Raw genomic sequence first — 20,921 nt, forward strand, 5'->3', positions numbered from 1 at the left:
AGGCCCGTGGCCTTGCTTACATCCGGCAGCCGCGTGCCGGATCGGACAGGCCCTTGATGGCCGTGCTGACGAGCTTGTTTTCCTTGCCTTCCACCTTGCGCAGGTAGATGTCCTGCACCGGGTTGTGCGACTTGCTCACCGTGAAGGTGCCGCGCGGGCTGTCGATCTTCGCCTTCTCGATCGCACCCGTGAACTCGGCCTTCTTCGAGATGTCGCCCTTGGTGGCATTCAGGCCCACGCCCAGCATCTGCGCGGCGTCGTAGCCCTGCACCGCGTACACGTCGGGCTGCAGCTTGAACGACTTGGCGTACGCCACGCGGAAGGCGTTGTCGCGCGGCGTGTTCAGGCCGTCGGCGTAGTGCAGCGTGGTGAGCATGCCTTGCGCCGACTCGCCCTGTGCGTCGAGCGTGCCGTCGGTCAGGAAGCCGGGGCCGTACAGCGGGATGGTCTTGTTCAGGCCTGCGGCCTGGTAGTCCTTGACGAACTTCACCGCGCCGCCGCCCGCGAAGAAGGCGTACACCGCATCGGGCTTGGCCGCCGCGATCTCGGTCAGCAGCGCCTGGAACTCCACGTTGGGGAAGGGCAGGGTGAGCTGCTTGTCGACCTTGCCGCCGTTCTTCTCGAAGCCTTCCTTGAAGCCGTTGACCGACTCTTCGCCGGCTGCGTACTTCCAGGTGATGGTCATGACCTTCTTCTTGCCCTGCTGCTTGGCCGCCACCTCGCCCATGGCGAAAGCCGGCTGCCAGTTGCTGAACGAGCTGCGGAAGATGTTGGGCGCGCACATCGGGCCCGTCACCGCGTCGGCGCCGGCGTTCGGCACGATGAGCACGGTGCCGCTTTCCTTGGCGGCCTTGGCCATGGCCATCGCCACGCCCGAGTGCACGGTACCCACGATCACGTCGACGTTGTCGCGCTTGATGAGCTTGTTGACGTTGTCGGTGGCCTTGGCGGGGTCGGACTCGTCGTCGACCTTGAAGTATTCGATCTCGCGGCCGGCGAGCTTGCCGCCTTGCTGTTCCACGTAGAGCTTGAAGCCGTTTTCAATGGCCACGCCCAGGGCGGTGTAGGTACCGCTGTAGGGCAGCATGAGGCCGACCTTGAGCTTTGCCGTGCCCTGTGCGCCGGCCGCGGAGGCCAGGGCGGCGAGGGCGATGGCCGTGAGCGCCAGGCGCGCGGTGCGAAGGTTCGTCATGGTGTCTGTCTCCTGTTGTTGGTGATGAAAGAAGCGGTCGCGACGATGACACGATCCGGCTGATCGCGATGCGGGGAATGCCCGCATTCAGGGATTTCGAGCAGCTCGCAGGTCCCCGCCACGCGCGGGGCAATGTCGCGGATCTGCGCGAGCGTGCCGTACGCGTCGTCGATGCCCTGCACCGCGAGCACGGGGCAGCGGATGGTGGCCAGCTCGGCCTCGATGTTCCAGTCGCGAAAGGGCGGGTGCAGCCAGATGCGGTTCCAGCCCCAGAAGGCCGAGTCGGCGCTGTCGTGGTAGCGGCCGAGCTTGCTGGGCAGGTCGGTCGTTCGGTAGGCGTCGCGTGCGATCTCGATGTTCGCGACGGTCTTGTCTTCCACGAAGATGTGCGGCGCGAGCACCACGAGGCCCGCGACCTTGTCGGAAAAGCGCGAGGCGTACAGCAGCGAGATCGAGCCGCCGTCGCTGTGGCCGAAGAGCCACGGCTTCTCGTCGCCGAGCTTCAGCGCGTCGAACAGCGCGGGCAGCACCTCGTGCGCCTGGCGGTGCATGAAGTCGACGTCCCAGATCTCGTCCTCGGCGCGCGGCGTGGAGCGGCCGTAGCCGGGGCGCGAGAACACGAGGCCGCGCGCGCCGGCGGCTTCGCAGACCTGGGCGGGAAAGTCCTTCCACATCGCGACGGAGCCCAGGCCCTCGTGCAGGAACACTATGAGCGGGGTGTCGGCGCCGCGTTCGGGGGCGATCCACTGGCACTCGATGCGCACGGTGCGCCCGCGCCAGTCGATGGTGGCGAAGTCGGTGGCAACCGTCGGCGCGCTCATGCCTGCTTCTCGCGTTCGCGCAGCCGGAAGCGCTGGATCTTGCCGGTGGCCGTCTTGGGCAGCTCGCTCACGAACTCCAGAAAGCGCGGGTACTTGTAGGGCGCCAGGCGCTCCTTCACGAAGGCCTTGAGCTCGTCCTCGGTGGCCGCAGCGCCGTCTTTCAGCACCACGAAGGCCTTGGTCTTCGTGAGCCCGTCGGCGTCGTCCTTGCCGATGACGGCGGCCTCGAGCACGGCGGGGTGCTGCATCAGCGTGGCCTCGACCTCGAAGGGCGAGACGTAGATGCCGCTGACCTTGAGCATGTCGTCGCTGCGGCCTGCATAGGTGAAGTAGCCGTCGGCGTCGCGCGTGTACTTGTCGCCGCTCTTGGTCCAGCCGCCCTGGAAGGTGTCGCGCGACTTCTCGCGGTTGCACCAGTACATGAGCGCCGAGCTCGGGCCACGGATGTACAGGTCGCCCACCTCGCCGTCGGGCACGGGGCGGCCGTCTTCGCCGCGCAGCTCGACCTCGTAGCCGTCCACCGGCTTGCCCGTGGTGCCGTAGCGCACGTCGCCGGGGCGGTTGGAGATGAAGATGTGCAGCATCTCGGTCGAGCCGATGCCGTCGATGATCTCGCAGCCGAAGTGCGCCTTGAAACGCTGTGCGATCTCGCCCGGCAGTGCTTCGCCGGCAGACGAGCACATGCGCAGCGCCACGGCTTCGCGCGCCGGCAGCTTCGGCGAGGCGAGCATGCCCGCGAAGCCGGTGGGCGCGCCGAAGAACACGGTGGGCTTGTGCTCGGTCCAGCGGCGGAAGGTGGCGTCGGGCGTGGGGCGCTCGGCCATCAGCACCACGGTGGCGCCCACCGACAGCGGGAAGGTCAGCGCATTGCCCAGGCCGTACGCGAAGTACATCTTGGCGGCCGAGAAGCACACGTCGTCTTCGGTGAGGCCGAGCACGGGTTTGCCGTAGAGCTCGGCGGTCCACCACAGGTTGGCGTGCGTGTGCACCGTGCCCTTGGGCTTGCCGGTGGAGCCGGAGGAATAGAGCCAGAAGCCGGGGTCGTCCGACGCGGTGAGCGCGGGGGCGGGCAGGGGCTCGGCGGCGGCGAGCGCGGCTTCGAACTCCTGCGCGCCCTCGGGCAATGCGCCCGTCGGTTGCGATACGAACAGCGTCTGCACTTCATGGCCGCCGCGCGCCATCGCATCTTGCAAGGTCGGCAGCAGCGCACCCGACACCAGCACCGCCTGCGCGCGGCTGTGGTCGAGCATGTAGGCGTAGTCGTCGGGCGTGAGCAGCGTGTTCACGGCCACGGGCACGATGCCTGCGTAGAGGCAGCCCAGGAAGCTCACGGGCCAGTCGTTGCCGTCGAGCATGAGCAGCAGCACGCGCTCTTCGCGGCGGATGCCCGCGGCCTTCAGCGCGGCGGCCAGGCGGCGCGCGCGGTCTTCGAGCTGGCCGTAGCCCAGCGTGCCGCGGTCGTCGATGTAGGCGGTGCGTGCGGCGCGGCCGCGGTTGAGGGCGAACAGGTGTTCGGCGAAGTTGAGTCGTGCGGGCAGGCTGCTGTTCATCGTGTGTCTCCTTGGGGCCTGTGCGTGGCGCTAGAGGCCGAGGGCGGCGAGCACGCCGGGGCTCGCCTGCACCGCGCTCCTGCGGTGATAGAAATCGAGTGCGCGCAGGCCGCCCAACTCGGCGCCGCCGCCCGCGCGGCCGGGGCCGCCGTGCAGCGACATCGGCATCACGTTGCCGTGGCCGGTGTGGGCTTGCGCCACCTCGGGCGTGATGACATGCACGCGGCCGTGGCTCGGTGCGACCGACAGCGCAGCCTGGGCGAGCGCGGCATCGTCGCTGCCATACAGCGAGGTGACGAGCGAGCCCTGCCCACGGTGCGCGAGCGCGATACCGTGTGCCAGGTCGTTGTAGGGCAGCAGCGTGGCGACGGGGCCGAACACTTCCACGTCGTGCACACGCTGCGCCGCATCGGCGTCGCGCGCGCCCAGCAGCACGGGGCCGATGCAGGCGGCCACCGCGGGGTCGGCGTCGATGAGGGGTTTGTTGCTGCTGTCGTGCAGCACGGTGGTCTGCGCGGCCAGCGCGTCGAGGCCGTCGCGCACCGCGTTCAGCTGCGCGCGGCTCACAAGCGAGCCCATGCGCACGTTCTCGTTGCGCGGGTTGCCGACGGTCACGCCCGCGAGCTTCGCGCCGATGGCTTCGGCGGCGGCGTCGTACACCTCGGCCGGCACCAGGATGCGGCGGATGGCGGTGCACTTCTGGCCCGACTTGACCGTCATCTCGCGCACCACTTCGCGCACGAGCAGGTTGAAGGCCTCGCTGCCGGGCGCGGCGCCGGGCAGCAGCAGGGCGCTGTTGAGGCTGTCGGCCTCGATGTTCACGCGCACCGAGCGCTCGGCCACAGCCGGGTGCGAACGGATCACGGCGGCCGTCTCGGCCGAGCCGGTGAAAGAGACCACGTCGAAAGGTTGCAGCTGGTCCATCAAACCGGCCGAGCTGCCGCAGATGACCGACAGCGCGCCGGCCGGCAGCACGCCCGCATCGACCACGTCTTTCACCATGCGCTGCGTGAGCCAGGCGGTGGCCGTGGCGGGCTTGACGATCACGGGCACGCCCGACAGCAGCGCGGGCGCGGCCTTTTCCCAAAGGCCCCACGAGGGGAAGTTGAAGGCGTTGATGAACAGCGCCACGCCGTGCGTCGGCACCTGCAGGTGCTGCGACTGGAACACCGGCTCCTTGCCGAGCTTCACGGCGTCGCCGTCGCGCAGCGCGCGCACGTCGCCGAGCGCGTCGCCCCACTTGGCGTACTGGCCGAGCGTGAAGATCGCGCCGTCGATGTCGACGGCCGAGTCGTTCTTCACCGTGCCGCAGTTCGCGGTGGCGATCTCGTAGTACGCGTCGCGGTTGGCCTGCAGCACTTTCACGAGCGCGGCGAGGAGGCCGGCGCGCTGGCGGTAGGTGAGGGCGCGCAGCGCGCGGCCGCCTTGTTCGCGTGCAAAGGCAAAGGCCTCGGGCAGGTCGAGGCCGGTGGCGTCGACGCGCGCGAGTTCGGTGCCGAGCACCGGGTCGAACAGGGGCGTGCCGGCGCCCGTGCCGCTTTGCCAGCGGCCGGCGACGTGGTTGGCGAGAAGCTCAGTCATTGGATAGGGTCTCAATGGGGGTCGATCGGGGAACACCGCGGAACCGGCTTTGCCGGGCCGCTGGTGTTGCCCCCTGCAAGGGGGTTGGAGGCCACACGCAGTGGGCAAGCCTGGGGGTGTGCTTCATGCCGTGAACTTGATCTGCCCTTCGGGCAGCAGGTAGAGGACGAGCGCGCGGCCGTGGGCCACGGTCGGGCGGTGTGCGGTGCCGGGCCCGTAGACGCACCAGCCCGCGGGCCGGCCGTCGAAGGTGGCGGCGGGGGTGTCGTCCAGCGGCATGATCAGGTCGATCTCGCCGTTCGGGTGCGTGTGGTGCGGGCCGGCGAGGTCCTGCATGTCGACCACGTCGACCGAGAAGCGGTGCAATGCGTCCTCGGCCTTGAAGACGCGGCCGTACTTGATGCCGCCGCCTTCGCGATCACACAGCCAGCCTTCGGCGACGCCGCCGATGCAGGCCTGGCGCAGTTGCGCAAAACGGGCGCTGCCGGCGCCGTGGGTGGCGTTGAGCCACTGGTCGAGCGTGGCGTCCAGCGGCTGGCCGGCGATCTCGGCGGTCAGGTCGGCGATCAGCTGGTGAAATGCCGCCTTGCCGGTGGCGGGCGTGGGGGTGTCGGACATCGTGGGCCTCGAACGGATGAACTATCGTCTTCTTGCAGGAAGTCTGCGCGTGCAGTATCTTGCGTGTGATCGAACAATAAGCAGCGAGACAACAGGTGTCAAGCAATATAGTGCATCTATGGTGTTTACCCTGAGCGCGCACAATCCCGGCGAAGAACGAGGAATGGCATGAACGAGCATGTAGACGCGGTGCTGGCCACCGCGCCCGAGGGCGGCACCGGCAACCACGGCGCCGCCGTGGCCGGGGAGGCCAAGAACCCATTGCTGGTGGCACTGGGCGACCGCGTGCGCAACCTGCGCGCGCAGCGCGGCCTCACGCGCAAGGCGGTGGCCCTGTCGGCCGACGTGTCGGAGCGCCACCTGGCGAACCTGGAATACGGCATCGGCAACGCATCGATCCTGGTGCTGCAGCAGGTGGCCGGGGCGTTGCACTGCTCGCTGGCCGAGCTGGTGGGCGACGTGACGACCAGTTCGCCCGAGTGGCTGCTGATCCGCGAACTGCTCGAGCACCGCAGCGAGGCAGACCTGCGCCGCGTGCGCGTGGCGCTGGGCGAGATGCTGGGCACGGCCTCGGTCGACCCGGCGCGGCACCGGCGCATCGCGCTCGTGGGGCTGCGCGGCGCGGGCAAGTCGACGCTGGGGCAGATGCTGGCCGAAGACCTCGAGATTCCGTTCATCGAGCTGAGCCGCGAGATCGAGAAGCTGGCGGGCTGCAGCGTGCGCGAAATCCACGACCTGTACGGCACCAACGCCTACCGCCGCTACGAGCGCCGCGCGCTGGAAGAAGCGGTGCAGATCTACAGTGAGGTGGTCATCGCCACGCCCGGCGGCATCGTGTCCGACCCGGCCACCTTCAACGAGCTGCTGGCCCACTGCACCACCGTGTGGCTGCAGGCCGCGCCCGAGGAGCACATGGGCCGCGTGGCCGCGCAGGGCGACACCCGCCCGATGGCGGCCAGCAAGGAAGCCATGGAAGACCTGCGGCGCATCCTGAACGGGCGCGCTGCCTTCTATTCGAAGGCCGATCTGTCGGTCGATACCAGTGGGAAGACGTTGCCGCAGAGCTTCCAGGCACTGCGCGCGGTTGCCCGGCAGTCGATGGGGCTGGCCTGAGTTTCTTGCTGCTGGCGTTGGGGCGTTCGCTGTTCAGGGCGACGCTCCCGCCGACGGGGTACCTTGCTCCGCGAATGTCCCCCGGGGCTTCGCCCCTCCTCCTTGATTTCGCTGCGCAAGGCACCCCATCGGCGTGAGCGTCTTCAGGGCAGTTGTTGATCGGCCGTGAACCGACCGCGTGCCCCCGTGCGCAGGGCACTGGGTGCTTCCCGCAGCGAAATCAAGGAGGAGGGCGAAGCCCGGGGGACATTCGCGGAGGGAAGTACCCGGTGTCCTGCGCACACCCCCGGATCCCTCGTCCGCCTGAAATCTGAAAAAAAGCACAACAGGCATTGACTTGCCTGTTTGCATGCAGCATGATGCATGTCATCGGAACAAGGAAGTGCATTATTATTCCTGTTCACGGTTTTCTGAACACAGCCCCACAGGAGACTTCCGCATGACCGACACCACGCTCCAGGCGCCCCAGCGCGTCGACTACCGCATCGAACCCGCCCAGTACCGCCACTGGTCGCTGAGCTTCGACGGCGCCATTGCGCGCCTCACGCTCGACATCGCGGAAGACGGCGGCATCCGCCCCGGCTACAAGCTCAAGCTCAACAGCTACGACCTGGGCGTGGACATCGAGCTGAACGACGCGCTCAACCGCATCCGCTTCGAGCACCCCGAGGTGCGCAGCGTGATCGTCACCAGCGGCAAGGACCGCATCTTCTGCTCCGGCGCCAACATCTTCATGCTCGGCGTTTCCAGCCACGCCTGGAAGGTGAACTTCTGCAAGTTCACCAACGAGACGCGCAACGGCATGGAAGACACCTCCAAGCACTCGGGCCTGAAGTTCCTCGCGGCCGTGAACGGCGCCTGCGCTGGCGGCGGCTACGAGTTGGCACTGGCCTGCGACGAGATCCTGCTGGTCGACGACCGCTCCTCGTCCGTCTCGCTGCCCGAAGTGCCGCTGCTCGGCGTGCTGCCCGGCACCGGTGGCCTGACCCGCGTGACCGACAAGCGCCATGTGCGTCATGACCTCGCCGACATCTTCTGCACCAGCGTCGAAGGCGTGCGCGGCCAGCGCGCGGTCGACTGGCGCCTGGTCGATGCCGTGGCCAAGCCCGCGCAGTTCCCCGCCGCCGTGCAGGAGCGCGCCACGCAACTCGCCGCCGGTAGCGACCGCCCCGCAGGCGCCAAGGGCGTGGCCCTGACCCGCGTCGAGCGCACCGACAGCGCCGACGGCATCGCGTACGCCAACGTCAACGTGCAGATCGACCGCAGCAAGCGCACCGCGACGATCACCGTGAAGGCGCCCACCGGCGCGCAGCCGGCCGACATCGCCGCCATCGAAGCCGCCGGCGCCGCCTGGTGGCCGCTGGCCGTGTGCCGCGAGCTCGACGACGCCATCCTCAACCTGCGCACCAACGAACTCGACGTCGGCACCTGGCTGCTCAAGACCGAAGGCGACGCCGCCGCCGTGCTGGCCTCGGATGCCGTGATGTTTGCGAACAAGGACCACTGGCTGGTGCGCGAAACCATCGGCGCGCTGCGCCGCACGCTGGCGCGCCTCGATGTGTCGTCGCGCAGCCTGTTCGCGCTGGTCGAGGCCGGCTCGTGCTTCGCCGGCACGCTGGCCGAGCTGGCCTTCGCGGCCGACCGCACCTACATGCTCGCGCTGCCCGACGACGCCGCGCGCGCTCCGAAGCTCACGCTCAACGAATTCAACTTCGGCTTCTTCCCGATGGTGAACGACCAGAGCCGCCTGCAGCGCCGCTTCTATGAAGAGGCCGCACCGCTCGAAGCCGCGCGCGCCGCCGCCGGCCAGGCGCTCGACGCCGACGAAGCCGTGAAGCTCGGCCTCGTGACCGCCGCGCCCGACGACATCGACTGGGACGACGAGATCCGCATCGCCATCGAAGAGCGCGCCGCCATGTCGCCCGACGCGCTCACCGGCCTCGAAGCCAACCTGCGCTTCGCCAGCAAGGAGAACATGGCCACCCGCATCTTCGGCCGCCTCACGGCCTGGCAGAACTGGATCTTCAACCGCCCCAACGCCGTCGGCGAAAAGGGCGCGCTGAAGGTCTACGGCACCGGCCAGAAAGCCGGCTTCGACCTGAACCGCGTTTGAGCACAGAGCAGTCCGCACAACCCAAGGAACAACGATGAGCACGATCAACTACAGCGAGAAGATCCCCAACAACGTCAACCTCGGCGAAGACCGCACGCTGCAGCGCGCGCTCGAAGGCTGGCAGCCCAACTTCATCAACTGGTGGGACGACGTGGGCCCCGAGGGCTCGACCAACCACGAGGTGTACCTGCGCACGGCCGTGAGCGTCGATCCGCAAGGCTGGGCCCAGTTCGGCCACGTGAAGATGCGCGACTACCGCTGGGGCATCTTCCTGAACCCGGGCGACGCCAACCGCGAAGTGCACTTCGGCGACCACAAGGGCGAGAAGGTCTGGCAGGACGTGCCCGGCGAACACCGCGCCAACCTGCGCCGCATCATCGTCACGCAGGGCGACACCGAGCCCGCGTCGGTCGAGCAGCAGCGCCACCTGGGCCTCACGGCGCCGTCGATGTACGACCTGCGCAACCTGTTCCAGATCAACGTCGAAGAAGGCCGCCACCTGTGGGCCATGGTCTACCTGCTGCAGAAGCACTTCGGCCGTGACGGCCGCGAAGAGGCCGACGCGCTGCTGCAGCGCACCTCGGGCGACGCGAACAACCCGCGCATCCTGGGCGCCTTCAACGAGAAGACGCCTGACTGGCTCGCGTTCTTCATGTTCACCTACTTCACCGACCGCGACGGCAAGTTCCAGCTGGCCGCGCTGGCCGAGAGCGCGTTCGACCCGCTGGCGCGCACCACGAAGTTCATGCTGACCGAAGAGGCGCACCACATGTTCGTGGGCGAGAGCGGCGTGTCGCGCGTCATCGCGCGCACCGCGCAGGTGATGAACGAGCTCAAGACCGACGACGCGCAGAAGATCCGCGCCGCCGGCTGCATCGACCTGGGCACCATCCAGCGCTACCTGAACTTCCACTACTCGGTGACCATCGACCTGTTCGGCGCCGACCAGTCGAGCAACGCCGCCATCTTCTACAGCTCGGGCCTGAAGGGCCGCTACGAAGAAGGCAAGCGCGACGACGACCACGTGCTCAAGGGCCAGACCTACAAGGTGCTCGAGGTCAAGGACGGCCAGCTCGTCGAGAAGGACGTGCCGATGCTCAACGCCCTGAACGAAGTGCTGCGCGACGACTTCATCAAGGACTCGGTGGCCGGCGTCGGCCGCTGGAACAAGGTGCTCGAGAAGGCCGGCATTCCCACCCGCCTGGTCGTGCCGCACAAGGCCTTCAACCGCCAGATCGGCGCACTCGCCGGCATCAAGATATCGCCCGAGGGCCGCGTGGTGAACGACATCGAATGGGCCGCCAAGCGCGACGAATGGCTGCCGAGTTCCGAAGACTTCGCTTTCGTGGCATCGTTGATGGGCCGCGTGATCGAGCCGGGCAAATTCGCAGGCTGGATCTCGCCGCCGGTGATGGGCATCAACCGCCAGCCTGTCGACTTTGAATACGTGCGTTTCGGCTGAGCACCTGGATATGAAGCCCTCGTCCCCACGGCGAGGGCATGGAGAACAACATGGACATGGTCGTTGAAGCCGGGGTCATCAAGCAGCACCTGATCGACCCCGAGATCTGCATCCGCTGCAACACCTGCGAGGCGACCTGCCCCGTGAACGCGATCACGCACGACGACAACAACTATGTCGTTCGCGCGGACGTCTGCAATGGCTGCATGGCCTGCATCTCGCCGTGCCCCACGGGCTCGATCGACAACTGGCGCACCATGCCGCTGGTGCGCGCGTACACCATCGAAGAGCAGCTCACGTGGGAAGAACTCCCCGCCGAGCTCTCGCCCGAGGAACTCGAGGCGGCGGGCGTGTCCGGCGCCGCCGCCGAGGCCGCGGAAGTGCCTGCCCAGACGCAGGCCCAGGCCGCCGTGCAGGGCACCGAGCCCGCCTTCAATTCCGCGCAGTACGGCGCCAGCGTGCCGCCCTGGTCGGCCGCGCACGCCTACACCAACCTCTTTCCGCCGAAGACGCCGACCACCGCCACCGTGGTGGGCAACTTCAACTGCACCGAGGCCGGCTTCGACAGCGAGACCCACCACATCGTGCTCGACTTCGGCGTGGTGCCGTTCCCCGTGCTCGAAGGCCAGTCGATCGGCATCGTGCCGCCGGGCGTCGATGCCATCGGCAAGCGCCACCATGCGCGCCAGTACTCGGTGGCCAGCCCGCGCAACGGCGAACGGCCCGGCTACAACAACGTCTCGCTCACCGTGAAGCGCGTCACCGAGGACCACGAGGGCGACCCCGTGCGCGGCGTGTGCTCCAACTACGTGTGCGACCTCAAGGTGGGCGACACCGTGCAGGTGGTGGGGCCCTTCGGTGCGTCGTTCCTGATGCCGAACCACCCCAAGTCGCACATCGTGATGATCTGCACCGGCACCGGCAGCGCCCCCATGCGCGCCATGACCGAATGGCGTCGGCGCCTGCGCAAGAGCGGCAAGTTCGAAGGCGGCAAGCTCATGCTGTTCTTCGGCGCGCGCACGCAGCAGGAGCTGCCGTACTTCGGCCCGCTGCAGTCGCTGCCGAAAGACTTCATCGACATCAACTTCGCGTTCTCGCGCACGCCGGGCCAACCCAAGCGCTACGTGCAGGACCTGATGCGCGAACGCGCCGCCGACCTGGCCGCGCTGCTGAAGGACGGCGCCAGCCACTTCTATGTGTGCGGCCTCAAGAGCATGGAAGAGGGCGTGGTGCTCGCACTGCGCGACGTGGCGAAGGAAGCGGGGCTCGACTGGGACACCGTCGGTGCGCAACTCAAGCGCGAAGGCCGCCTGCACCTCGAAACGTACTAAGCTGCGGCGGATGCAGTTCGCCGACTTCCACGCAGGCCAGGTCATCGAGGCCGGGCCTTACGTGCTCACCGAAGCCGAACTCGTGCAGTTCGCGCGGGCCTACGACCCGCAGTGGTTCCACACCGATGCCGAGGCGGCGGCAGGCAGCCCCTTCGGCGGGCTCATCGCGAGCGGCTGGCACACCTGCTCGATCGCGATGCGGCTGGTGGTCGAGGCGGCGCTGGCCGGTTCCGAATCGTTCGCGTCGCCCGGGCTCGAGCACGTGCGCTGGCCGAACCCCGTGCGCCCCGGCGATGCGCTGCGGCTCGTGGCCGATGTGATCGAGGTGCGCCGCTCCGAGAAGCGCCCCACGCTCGGTATCCTGCGTTGGCGCTGGCGGCTGTTCAACCAGCGCGCGCTGGTGGTGCTCGACACCGAAGTCACCAGCCTCTTCAAGCTGCCCGCCCCCGACCTCTGAACGACACAAGCCCGCAACGCTTTAGCGCTGCGGGCTTGATTACTTGCGGAGCGATGCGCTGCAACAGCCGCGTCCGGCCGCTGCAACCATGCGGCGTGCGACTTACTTCTTGTGCAGGTCGACCGCGCCCGAGCCCTGGGCCTTGCCGCTCGCCTTGGCGCCGGCCGTGGCCGGTTTCACGGCGCCGCCCACGGCGCCCGCGGCACCGGTCGCGCTGTTCACGGTGCTGCCCACGGTGTTGGTCACACCGCCGACGGCTTGCGTCGCGCCGCCCACGGCGCCGGTGGCACCGCCGACCGCACCCGTGGCCGTGCCGAGCACGCCACCGACGGCATTGCCCACGCCGCCGGTCGCGCCGGAGGTGGAGGTGTCCGCATTGGCATCGGCCGACGCACCGGTCTGCGCGCGTGCACCTGCTGCGCCGCCTTGTGGCGTCGCGCCGGTGCTGCCCGAGGCCTTCACATCGGCGTTGACCCCCACGCCGACCCCGACGCCTTGCGCCTGGGCCGTCCCGCCGAGGGCCAGCAGGCCCGCCAGCATGGCGCCGATGAAGATGCGGTTGGTTGCATGTGTAGTCATGAGTGACAGTTCCTTTCGTTGCTGAGTCACGGTTTGCAGAACCGACCGGGGTTCGATCGATTCGGGGGCAACCATGACGGGCCGGCAGGTTGTCGCCATGTGCGGCGCGTTCGCTCGACGCTGTGGGAATCGGCCGTCGGCGGAATCGGGGGCTCGTGCGTTAGGGCGGCGTTTGCAAATCCCCGCCCGATCCGGGGGTTTCTTGGCGCGATGCGCCACGTCATCGAAAACATGCAACTCATAATGTTGCATGAAACGAGACAGCAAGCTTTCCGGTGTGCTCCACGTGCTGCTGCACATGGCCGAGCTGGACGCCCCCATCACCTCCGAGGCGCTCGCCGCGGCGATGCAGACCAACCCCGTGGTCGTGCGCCGGCTCATGGCGGGCCTGCGGCAGGCCGGCTTCGTCAGCTCGGCCAAGGGGCATGGCGGCGGGTGGGTGCTGTCGTGCTCGTTGAATTCGGTGACGCTGGGCGACATCCACAACGCCGTCGGTGCGCCTGCGCTGCTGGCCATGGGCAACCGCACCGAGAGCCCGGGCTGCATCGTCGAGCAGGCGGTGAACGCGGCGCTCGACGGCGCCTGCCAGGAGGCCGAGGCGCTGCTGCTGCGGCGGCTCAACGGGATCACGCTGGCCGATCTTTCCAGGGACTTTCATCGCCGCATGACGGGTGGCGGCTTCACCGCGAAGGACATCGCACATGCGTTTTGACGCACTCATCGTGGGCGGCAGCTTTGCCGGCCTCTCCGCCGCCATGCAACTGGCGCGCGCACGCAGGAAGGTCTGCGTGGTCGACGCGGGCGCGCCGCGCAACCGTTTCGCCGCAGCCTCGCATGGCTTCTTCGGGCAGGACGGCATGCCGCCGCTGCAGATGATTGCCGATGCGCGCGACAAGCTGCTCGCCTATCCGTCCGTCACCTTCGTCGAAGGCACGGTGACTGCGGCAACGGCCGATGGCGCGGAGGGCTTCACGGTTTCGTTGAACAACGGGGAACAGTTGTCGACGCGCAAGCTGCTGCTGGCCTTCGGCGTGCAGGACGGCCTGCCGGACATCGCGGGCCTCGGCGAGCGCTGGGGAAAGAGCGTGCTGCACTGTCCTTATTGCCACGGCTACGAGTTCGGCGACCGTCCGCTGGGCGTGCTCTTTCACAGCGCGCACCCGCCGGACCACGCGCTGCTGATCGCCGAGTGGGGCCCGACCACGCTCTTCCTGAATGGCGACGCAGGGCCGGATGCCGAGGCACGCGTCCGGCTGCAATCACGCGGCGTGGCCGTGGAGCCCGGGCGCATCGCCGGCCTCGAAGGGCAGGGGACGGACCTCGCGGCCGTGCGCCTGGACGACGGCCGGCGCGTGCCGATCGAGGCGCTGTTCGTGGCGCCGCACACGCGGCCGACCAGTCCGCTGGCCGCGCAGCTGGGCTGCGCGTTCGACGACGGCCCCATGGGCCCGGTGCTGCGCGTCGATGCGATGAAGACGACCACGGTGCCCGGCGTGTATGCGGCGGGCGATGTGGCGATGGCTTTTTCCAACGCCACGCTGGCCTCGGCCGACGGGCTGTTCGCCGGGGTGTCGATGCACCGCGCGCTGGTGTTCGGCGCCTGATTTCAAATTTTTTCGGGGGAAGATGGCAAACCGCCTCAAACCACCTTATAATCTGAGGCTCACGCGGGAATAGCTCAGTTGGTAGAGCGCAACCTTGCCAAGGTTGAGGTCGAGAGTTCGAGACTCTTTTCCCGCTCCAAATCGCATGAAAAGGCCACCTCACCAGGTGGCCTTTTTCATTGGCGCGTCGCTTTCAACCTCGCGCCGGCAGCACGGTCCCCCGGCTCTCGCCGAAACCGATGCGCGCATGGCCGGGCTTCTCGCACCAGCCGCGCAGCAGCACCGCATCCCCGTCTTCCAGGAAACCGCGCGTTTCGCCGTTGGCGAGCGTCACCGGCGTTTGCGCCGCGCGGGTCAGCTCGATGATCGCGCCGGCCTCGCCCTCGCCAGGGCCCGAGATGGTGCCGCTGCCGAACAGGTCGCCCGGGTTCAGACTGCAGCCGCCCACCGTGTGGTGCGCCACCATCTGCGCAATGCTCCAGTACTGATGCCGGAAGCTCGTGCCCGACAGGCGCGACGGCCCGGTCTTCTGCTCGCGCGCCTTTTCGCTTTCGAGCCACACCTCGAGCCGGATGTCGAGTGCGCCGCCGTCGCGGTTCGCGCTGCCTTCCAGGTAGGCCAGCGGTTGCGGCTCGTTCGCGGGCCGCGTCCACGCCTGACGGTAGGGCGCCAGCGCTTCCATCGTCACGATCCATGGCGAGATCGTGGTGGCGAAGTTCTTCGCAAGGAAGGGCCCGAGCGGCGCCATCTCCCAGAACTGGATGTCGCGCGCCGACCAGTCGTTGAGCAGGCAGAGACCGAAGATGTGGTCTTCCGCGCGCGCGAGCGGAATCGCCTCGCCCTGCGCATTGCCCTGGCCGATCCACACGCCCAGCTCCAGCTCGTAGTCGAGCCGCGCGCAGGCCTGGTAGGTCGGCGCCTTCGCACCGGGTGCCATGGCCTGGCCCATCGGCCGGTGAAAGCGCTGGCCGCTCACGCCGATGGTCGACACGCGCCCGTGGTACGCCGTCGGCACCCAGCGGAAGTTGGGCGTGACGTCGCCGTCGGGGTTCATCAGGCGGCTGATGTTCAGCGCGTGGTCGATCGAGGTGTAGAAGTCGGTGTAGTCGCCGATGCGCGCGGGCACGGTGTATTCGACCTCGGCCTGCGGCACGAGGCAGCCGCGCAGGTCGTCCGCGGTCGCGGCCGGCGCGTCGCTGTGCAGCAGCGCGAAGACCGCATGGCGCAGCGCCTGCCAGGCGGGCGGGCCGAGCGCGAAGAAATCGTTCAGCGCGGGCAGGGCGGCGGCGCGCGCCGCATCGAGCGCCAGGCCGTCGACGTGCGAGCCCGCGGCCAGCGCCGCGAGGTCGAGCACCTGGTCGCCGATGGCCACGCCGCCGCGAAACGGCTCGGGGCGGCCGGTGCGGCGGAACATCGCATAGGGCAGGTTCTGGATCGGAAAGTCGCTGCCCGCGACGTTGGCGGATGCGACCCAACTGCGGGCGCCAACGTCGTGCGTGTGGTTGAGTTCGATCATGTTCACACCGACGCCATCAACGCGTCGTCGAAGATCGCCACCGCGCGCGTCCAGCCCGCCGAGGCGCCGCGGATCTTGTGCGGGAAGCAGCTGATGAAAAAGCCCGTGGGCGGCAGCACCTCGAGGTTGTGCAGCTTCTCGATGTGGCAGTAGCCGATGTCGCGACCGGCCTTGTGGCCTTCCCAGATCAGCGAGGCGTCGTGCGTCTCGCCGTACTTCTTGGCGGTGTGCACGAAGGGCGCGTCCCAACTCCAGGCGTCGGTGCCCGTGAGGCGCACGCCGCGCTCCAGCAGGTACATCGTCGCTTCGTAGCCCATGCCCGCGCCGGCCGACACGTAGTCGGGGTTGCCGTAGCGCGAGCCGGCGCGCGTGTTGACCACCACGATCTCCAGCGGGCTCAGCGTGTGGTTGATGCGCTTGAGCTCGGCCTCGACATCGGCGGCCGTGACCACGTAGCCGTCGGCGAAGTGGCGAAAGTCGAGCTTCACGCCGGGCTGGAAGCACCATTCGAGCGGCACGTCGTGGATGGCGATGGCGGGCTTTTTCTCGCCCAGCGCCTTGTCCATGGTCGAGTGGAAGTGATAGGGCGCGTCGAGGTGCGTGCCGTTGTGCGTGGAGAGCTGCACCAGTTCCACGGCCCAGCCTTCGCCGTCGGGTAGGTCTTCTTTCTTCAGGCCGGGAAAGAAGGGCTCGATCTGCTCGAAGGTGTGCTCGTGCGTGAAGTACTGGATCTTCGGCGCGAAGGCCGGCGGATCGGACAGCACGTCGTTTTCGAGAAAGATCGACAGGTCGACGAACTTGCGTGGCATGGCGAGGCTCCTTGTGGGGTGTAGGTTTTGAAGGAATCGATCGAATCGGTCAGGGCTGCTGCCAGCGCAGCAGGCGCTTTTCGGCCAAGGCCAGCAGCGCGTTGCTCACGAAGCCGATGAGCCCGAGCAGCACGATGCCGGCGAACAGATCGCTGGCGCGGAAGGCGCGCGCCGCCAGCAGGATGGCCTGGCCCAGGCCGCTTTGCGAGGCGATCATTTCGCCCACCACCGCGACGATCAGCGCAATGGTCAGTGCCAGCCGCATGCCGGCCAGGATGTCGGGCATGGCGTTGGGCAGGCCCATCTTCCAGATGTACGCGGTGCGCGACATCTGCAGGCAGCGCGCCACCTCCGACAGGCGCGGCTCCACCGCCGCGAAGCCGTGCACCGTGGCCAGCAGCACCGGCCACATCGCGCCGAAGGCGACCACGAACAGCACCATGCCGGGGTTCAGTCCGAAGATCGAAATGGCCAGCGGCAGCAGCGCCGAGGCGGGCAGCGGACGGATGAACTCCAGCGTCGGCTGCACCCACGCGCGCACGGCGGGCGACACGCCGATGGCCGCGCCCAGCAGCACGCCGAAGAGCGACGCCAGCAGCCAGCCTTCGACCATGCGGCCGACCGTGGCCTGCGTGAAGGCGAGCAGCTCGCCGTTGCCTGAATTGCCCGAAGAGAGATTGAGTCCTTCGAGCAGGCTCGCGAAGGTGGCCTGCGGCGTTGGCAGGAACACGCGGCTGACCCAGCCCGCGTTGCTCGCCACCCACCACAGCGCGACCAGCGCGAGCAGCACGCTCACCGAGCCCAGCCACCCCAGGCCCAGTCGGCCGTTGCGGTTGTTCATGGCTGCACCCCCATGCGGCGTGCGACCCAGGCCTGCAGGCGCACCATGCCCGCGTTGACCGCGAAGCCCACCACGCCGATCCAGCCCAGCCACGCGAGCATCAGCGCGGGGTCGAAGCTCTGCTGCGCGATCATCATCGCGTAGCCCATGCCGTGCGGATTGGCGGCGATCTCGACCGTCACCGCCACCACCAGCGCCACCGCCACACCGAGGCGCAGCGCGACGAACAGGCGAGGCACGATGGCCGGCAGCACGATCTTGAAGGCACGCTCGCGCGCCGACAGCCCGAGCACGCGGCTCACCTCGAGCAGCCGGGGCTCGATCTGCTGCACCGCCGACTGCACCAGCACCAGCAGCGGCCAGAAGGTGGCGAAGGCGACGATCGCCACTTCCATGCGCACGCCGAAACCGAAGCCCAGCATCGCGAGCGGGATCAGCGCGACGGAAGGCACGGGGCGCAGCACCTCGATGGACACGGCGCCCAGCTGCGCCGCACGGCGCGAGAGCCCGAGCACCAGCCCGAATGCAATGCCGAGCACCGCACCCAGCAGCAGGCCCAGTGCCGCCGTGCCCAGCGTGAAGCCCGTGGCCTGCCAGAGCGAGCCGTCCATGGCCGCGCCGACAAAGGCCTTGGCGGCCGCGCTGGGCGGTGCAAGCGCATCGCTGCCCAACGCCGCCGCGCGCCGCGCGTACCACTCGAAGGCGCCGACCAGCAGCGCGGGAAACACCCACGGCCGCAGCCAGCGAAAGAGACGGCCTTCAGTCATGACCCTGCTCGATGAAGGCGAACAGCTCACGCCGCAACTGCAGGTATTCCGGATGCTCCTTCGTCGTGAGCTGGTCGCGCGGACGCGGGATCTTCACGTCGATCATCCGCGCCAGGCTCGGCCGTCCCGGCCCGGGATTGGCCTGCAGCGCGATCACGCGGTCGCCGAGGTAGATGGCTTCTTCCAGGTCGTGCGTGACGAACAGCACCGTGAGCCCGTCGTCGCGCACCAGCCGCGCGAGCTCGTCCTGCAGGCTCTGGCGCGTGAGCGCGTCCAGCGCGCCGAAGGGCTCGTCCATCATCATCAGCTCGGGCTTCTGCGCGAGGCAGCGCGCAATCTGCGCGCGCTGCTGCATGCCGCCCGACAGCTGCACCGGAAACTTGTGCGCATGCTTGGCGAGCCCGACCTTGCCGAGCACGTCGGCGATGCGCGGCGCGCGCTCGGCCGCCGGCACGCCGGCCGCTTCGAGCGCCAGGCTCACGTTGCCTTCCACCGTGCGCCACGGCAGCAGCGCGCGGCCGTAGTCCTGGAACACGAAGGCCACTTCGCGCGAGGGCGCCGTCATCGGCACGCCCTTGCGCCGCACCTCGCCGGCACTGGCGGTGACGAGGCCGCTGGCCGCGCGCAGCAGCGTGGTCTTGCCGCAGCCGCTCGGGCCGACGATGCACACGAACTCGCCGCGCGCCACGTCGAACGAGGTGGGCGACAGGATCTCGCGCCCGCCGAGGCGGATGGTGACGCCGTCGAAGCGCAAAAAGGAATCGGCGGCCGCGCTCACTTGGCGATCAGCTTCGCAACGTCGATGTTCGTCTTGAGCATGTCCTGCTCCTTCATGAGCCCGGTCCAGTAGCCCAGTTGCTTGTCGGTGACCACGGGGCCGGGCGGCGAGACCTGCACCTTGGCCAGCACCTCGGGCGGCAGCTTGATGTACTTGCCGATGGCCGTGCGCACCTTGGCGTCGTTCTTCGGCTGCTGGATGAAGGCGCCGGCCTCGACCAGCGCCTCGCGGAAGGCGCGCGCGGTGGCGGGGTTCTTCGCCACCCACTCGCGCTTGGCCGCGTGCACGATGGTCTGGTTGTTCTCGGGCAGGAAGGTCGAGTAGTACGAGGCCACGTAGCCCGCGCCGCTCTCGGTGATGCGGCTCATGAACGGGTCGGCCGACACCACCGCATCGACCGAGCCGCCGCGCAGCAGGTCGGCATGCTGCGGGAACGCGGCCTCGATGAAGTTGACCTTGCGGTAGTCGACGCCGCTGTCTTTCAGCCACGCGCGGAAGGTCACGTGCAGGAAGGCACCGAGCCCCGGCACGCCGATCTTCTTGCCCACGCAGTCCTGCGCGCTCTTGATGCCCGAGCCCGCGCGCGCCACGAGGCCGAAGCCCGTGATCGTCTTCGAGGTGAGGCCGCCGCCGGCCACCAGCACCAGGTCGAGTCCGCCGTCCACCGCCTGCAGGAACACCGAGGGCGTGGGCCCGCCGATCTGCAGCGAGTCGGACTGCAGTGCGGCCGGGATGGTGGAGTTGAGCGGAATGAACTTCAGCTCCACGTCGAGGCTGCGCTTCTTGAAGTAGCCCTCTTCGGCCGCCACGAAGACCGAGGCGAAGTCGGTCACCGCCGTGTAGCCGAACACGATCTTCGGGTGGGCCTGCTGGGCGCGCGAAGGCAACGAGGCGGTGGCCGATGCGGCCGCGAGCGCCGACAGCAGGGTGCGTCTTTTCATCATGGCTGGGGTCTCCTGGGGATGGTCTTTTTCGTGCGTGAGGGCTTGGCGGCGGCGGTCTTGGCGGCCGCTTTCGGTTTCGGCAGCGCGGCGCGCAGGCCGCCGGCGATGAAGTTCACGAGCATCGGCGCCACGGCCGGGTCGGCGCGCGTGTTCTCGCCGCGCGAGAGCCGTTCGATGCGGCTGTCGGTCAGGTGGTGCAGCAGCGCGCCCAGCGCGAACTGGTAGCCCCATGCGACCTGGCTGCGCGTGGCGTGCGGCAGCGCCACGTGCAGTGCGTCGATGTAGGCCTCGGCCAGCGGATCGAAGTAGCCGCGCAGCACGCGGTCGGCTTCCTCGGTGGCGTGGTACAGCTCGCGCGCCACCAGCAGCGCGTAGTACTCGCCCTCGGTGCTCGCGCGCAGCGCCAGCACGGGCGCGGTGAAGGCTTCGATGATGCGCGGCAGCGTGCGCGCGTCGTCGGGGTCGATGGTCACGGCCGCCAGGCGCGCCAGCCGCTCGTCGATGGTGTGGCTCCAGTGCTCGAAGATCGCGTGGAACAGCTCATGCTTCGGGCCGAAGTAGTAGCCCACCAGCGCGAGCGGCACGCCGGCTTCTTCGGCGATCTGGCGGATCGTCACGGCGTGGTAGCCGTGCTGCGCGAAGAGCTTCTCGGCCGCCAGCAGGATGGCCTGGCGGCGGTCGGGCCGGGCGGGCTCGGGCGCGACGGTCGGGGCGCGTGATGCAGCCGAGGCGCTGCGTTTTCGGGCCGGCGGTGTGCGAGCGTTCATGGGGGCGTATTGAACGGCTGTACAAAAATGTTGAACACACGTATAAACCCTGAGGTCAACCCTCATTGAGCACGGCCG

20 protein-coding genes and 1 tRNA gene are annotated in these 20,921 nt (G+C 68.6%); 8 read left to right on the forward strand and 13 right to left on the reverse strand.

Features of this window, described 5'->3' with window-relative positions:
• Window positions 1-16 precede the first annotated feature (16 nt).
• From FFI97_RS29195 to FFI97_RS29220, 5 genes are all read right to left on the reverse strand, one after another.
• Complete coding sequence (locus tag FFI97_RS29195; RefSeq protein ID WP_139703460.1) at window positions 17-1,192, reverse strand: ABC transporter substrate-binding protein; 1,176 nt, start codon at window positions 1,190-1,192, stop codon at window positions 17-19.
• On the reverse strand, window positions 1,189-2,013 hold the full coding sequence (locus tag FFI97_RS29200; RefSeq protein WP_139703462.1) for an alpha/beta fold hydrolase: 825 nt from the start codon (window positions 2,011-2,013) through the stop codon (window positions 1,189-1,191). Before FFI97_RS29200 ends, FFI97_RS29195 begins: the two co-directional genes overlap by 4 nt.
• On the reverse strand, window positions 2,010-3,563 hold the full coding sequence (locus tag FFI97_RS29205) for a benzoate-CoA ligase family protein (RefSeq protein WP_139703464.1): 1,554 nt from the start codon (window positions 3,561-3,563) through the stop codon (window positions 2,010-2,012). Before FFI97_RS29205 ends, FFI97_RS29200 begins: the two co-directional genes overlap by 4 nt.
• Before the next feature lie 30 nt (window positions 3,564-3,593).
• Window positions 3,594-5,144 carry a 3,4-dehydroadipyl-CoA semialdehyde dehydrogenase gene (locus FFI97_RS29210; protein ID WP_139703466.1) on the reverse strand — a complete coding sequence of 517 codons (1,551 nt, stop codon included), beginning with the start codon at window positions 5,142-5,144 and terminating at the stop codon, window positions 3,594-3,596.
• Between the two features lie 123 nt (window positions 5,145-5,267).
• Window positions 5,268-5,762: a DUF4863 family protein gene (locus FFI97_RS29220; RefSeq protein WP_139703467.1), complete on the reverse strand. Its 495-nt coding sequence runs from the start codon at window positions 5,760-5,762 to the stop codon at window positions 5,268-5,270.
• A 168-nt stretch (window positions 5,763-5,930) separates the two neighbouring features.
• Between FFI97_RS29220 and FFI97_RS29225 the strand changes: the two genes are divergently transcribed.
• From FFI97_RS29225 to FFI97_RS29245, 5 genes are all read left to right on the forward strand, one after another.
• Complete coding sequence (locus FFI97_RS29225) at window positions 5,931-6,875, forward strand: helix-turn-helix transcriptional regulator (protein ID WP_062470316.1); 945 nt, start codon at window positions 5,931-5,933, stop codon at window positions 6,873-6,875.
• A 439-nt stretch (window positions 6,876-7,314) separates the two neighbouring features.
• On the forward strand, window positions 7,315-8,988 hold the full coding sequence (gene boxC, locus FFI97_RS29230) for a 2,3-epoxybenzoyl-CoA dihydrolase (protein WP_062470320.1): 1,674 nt from the start codon (window positions 7,315-7,317) through the stop codon (window positions 8,986-8,988).
• Between the two features lie 34 nt (window positions 8,989-9,022).
• The gene (gene boxB / locus FFI97_RS29235; RefSeq protein WP_139703470.1) at window positions 9,023-10,450 is read left to right on the forward strand and encodes a benzoyl-CoA 2,3-epoxidase subunit BoxB; all 1,428 of its coding nucleotides are present in this window, start codon (window positions 9,023-9,025) and stop codon (window positions 10,448-10,450) included.
• 50 nt (window positions 10,451-10,500) lie between these two features.
• Entirely contained in the window at window positions 10,501-11,781 is a 1,281-nt protein-coding gene (gene boxA / locus FFI97_RS29240; protein ID WP_062470507.1) for a benzoyl-CoA 2,3-epoxidase subunit BoxA, read from the forward strand.
• Window positions 11,782-11,791: 10 nt separating this feature from the next.
• Window positions 11,792-12,238 (forward strand): MaoC family dehydratase, encoded by a 447-nt coding sequence (locus FFI97_RS29245; RefSeq protein WP_062470325.1) that lies wholly within the window; start codon window positions 11,792-11,794, stop codon window positions 12,236-12,238.
• Window positions 12,239-12,340: 102 nt separating this feature from the next.
• On the opposite strand, the gene FFI97_RS29250 is transcribed toward FFI97_RS29245, so the two are convergent.
• Window positions 12,341-12,817, reverse strand: coding sequence for a hypothetical protein (locus tag FFI97_RS29250; protein WP_062470328.1), 477 nt, complete (start codon window positions 12,815-12,817; stop codon window positions 12,341-12,343).
• Between the two features lie 250 nt (window positions 12,818-13,067).
• Between FFI97_RS29250 and FFI97_RS29255 the strand changes: the two genes are divergently transcribed.
• The 3 genes from FFI97_RS29255 to FFI97_RS29265 all read left to right on the forward strand — a co-directional run bounded on the left by FFI97_RS29255 (window position 13,068) and on the right by FFI97_RS29265 (window position 14,560).
• Window positions 13,068-13,529, forward strand: coding sequence for an Rrf2 family transcriptional regulator (locus FFI97_RS29255; protein ID WP_139703472.1), 462 nt, complete (start codon window positions 13,068-13,070; stop codon window positions 13,527-13,529).
• Window positions 13,519-14,421 (forward strand): NAD(P)/FAD-dependent oxidoreductase, encoded by a 903-nt coding sequence (locus FFI97_RS29260; RefSeq protein ID WP_139703475.1) that lies wholly within the window; start codon window positions 13,519-13,521, stop codon window positions 14,419-14,421. Before FFI97_RS29255 ends, FFI97_RS29260 begins: the two co-directional genes overlap by 11 nt.
• 63 nt (window positions 14,422-14,484) lie before the next feature.
• Window positions 14,485-14,560 (forward strand) — tRNA-Gly (locus FFI97_RS29265).
• A gap of 54 nt (window positions 14,561-14,614) precedes the next feature.
• Here the strand turns inward: FFI97_RS29265 and fahA are convergent.
• Genes fahA through FFI97_RS29300 form a run of 7 tightly spaced genes read right to left on the reverse strand, consistent with a single transcriptional unit; the run spans window position 14,615 to window position 20,843 of the window.
• Window positions 14,615-15,937, reverse strand: a complete 1,323-nt coding sequence (gene fahA, locus FFI97_RS29270) for a fumarylacetoacetase (protein ID WP_139703477.1) — start codon at window positions 15,935-15,937, stop codon at window positions 14,615-14,617.
• Window positions 15,938-15,939: 2 nt separating this feature from the next.
• Entirely contained in the window at window positions 15,940-16,746 is an 807-nt protein-coding gene (locus FFI97_RS29275; protein ID WP_095743084.1) for a cyclase family protein, read from the reverse strand.
• A 49-nt stretch (window positions 16,747-16,795) separates the two neighbouring features.
• Window positions 16,796-17,587 (reverse strand): ABC transporter permease, encoded by a 792-nt coding sequence (locus FFI97_RS29280; RefSeq protein ID WP_139703479.1) that lies wholly within the window; start codon window positions 17,585-17,587, stop codon window positions 16,796-16,798.
• Entirely contained in the window at window positions 17,584-18,354 is a 771-nt protein-coding gene (locus tag FFI97_RS29285) for an ABC transporter permease (RefSeq protein WP_070061386.1), read from the reverse strand. Before FFI97_RS29285 ends, FFI97_RS29280 begins: the two co-directional genes overlap by 4 nt.
• Entirely contained in the window at window positions 18,347-19,132 is a 786-nt protein-coding gene (locus FFI97_RS29290) for an ABC transporter ATP-binding protein (RefSeq protein WP_139703481.1), read from the reverse strand. The genes FFI97_RS29285 and FFI97_RS29290 overlap by 8 nt, the downstream gene beginning before the upstream one ends.
• Entirely contained in the window at window positions 19,129-20,076 is a 948-nt protein-coding gene (locus FFI97_RS29295) for an ABC transporter substrate-binding protein (protein WP_139703483.1), read from the reverse strand. Before FFI97_RS29295 ends, FFI97_RS29290 begins: the two co-directional genes overlap by 4 nt.
• A complete protein-coding gene (locus FFI97_RS29300) occupies window positions 20,073-20,843 on the reverse strand; it encodes a TetR/AcrR family transcriptional regulator (protein ID WP_139703484.1) in 771 nt (256 codons plus the stop codon). The genes FFI97_RS29295 and FFI97_RS29300 overlap by 4 nt, the downstream gene beginning before the upstream one ends.
• Between the last annotated feature and the right edge of the window lie 78 nt (window positions 20,844-20,921).

The organism is Variovorax sp. KBS0712 (assembly GCF_006323185.2).
GTDB classification, from domain to species: domain Bacteria; phylum Pseudomonadota; class Gammaproteobacteria; order Burkholderiales; family Burkholderiaceae_C; genus Variovorax; species Variovorax boronicumulans.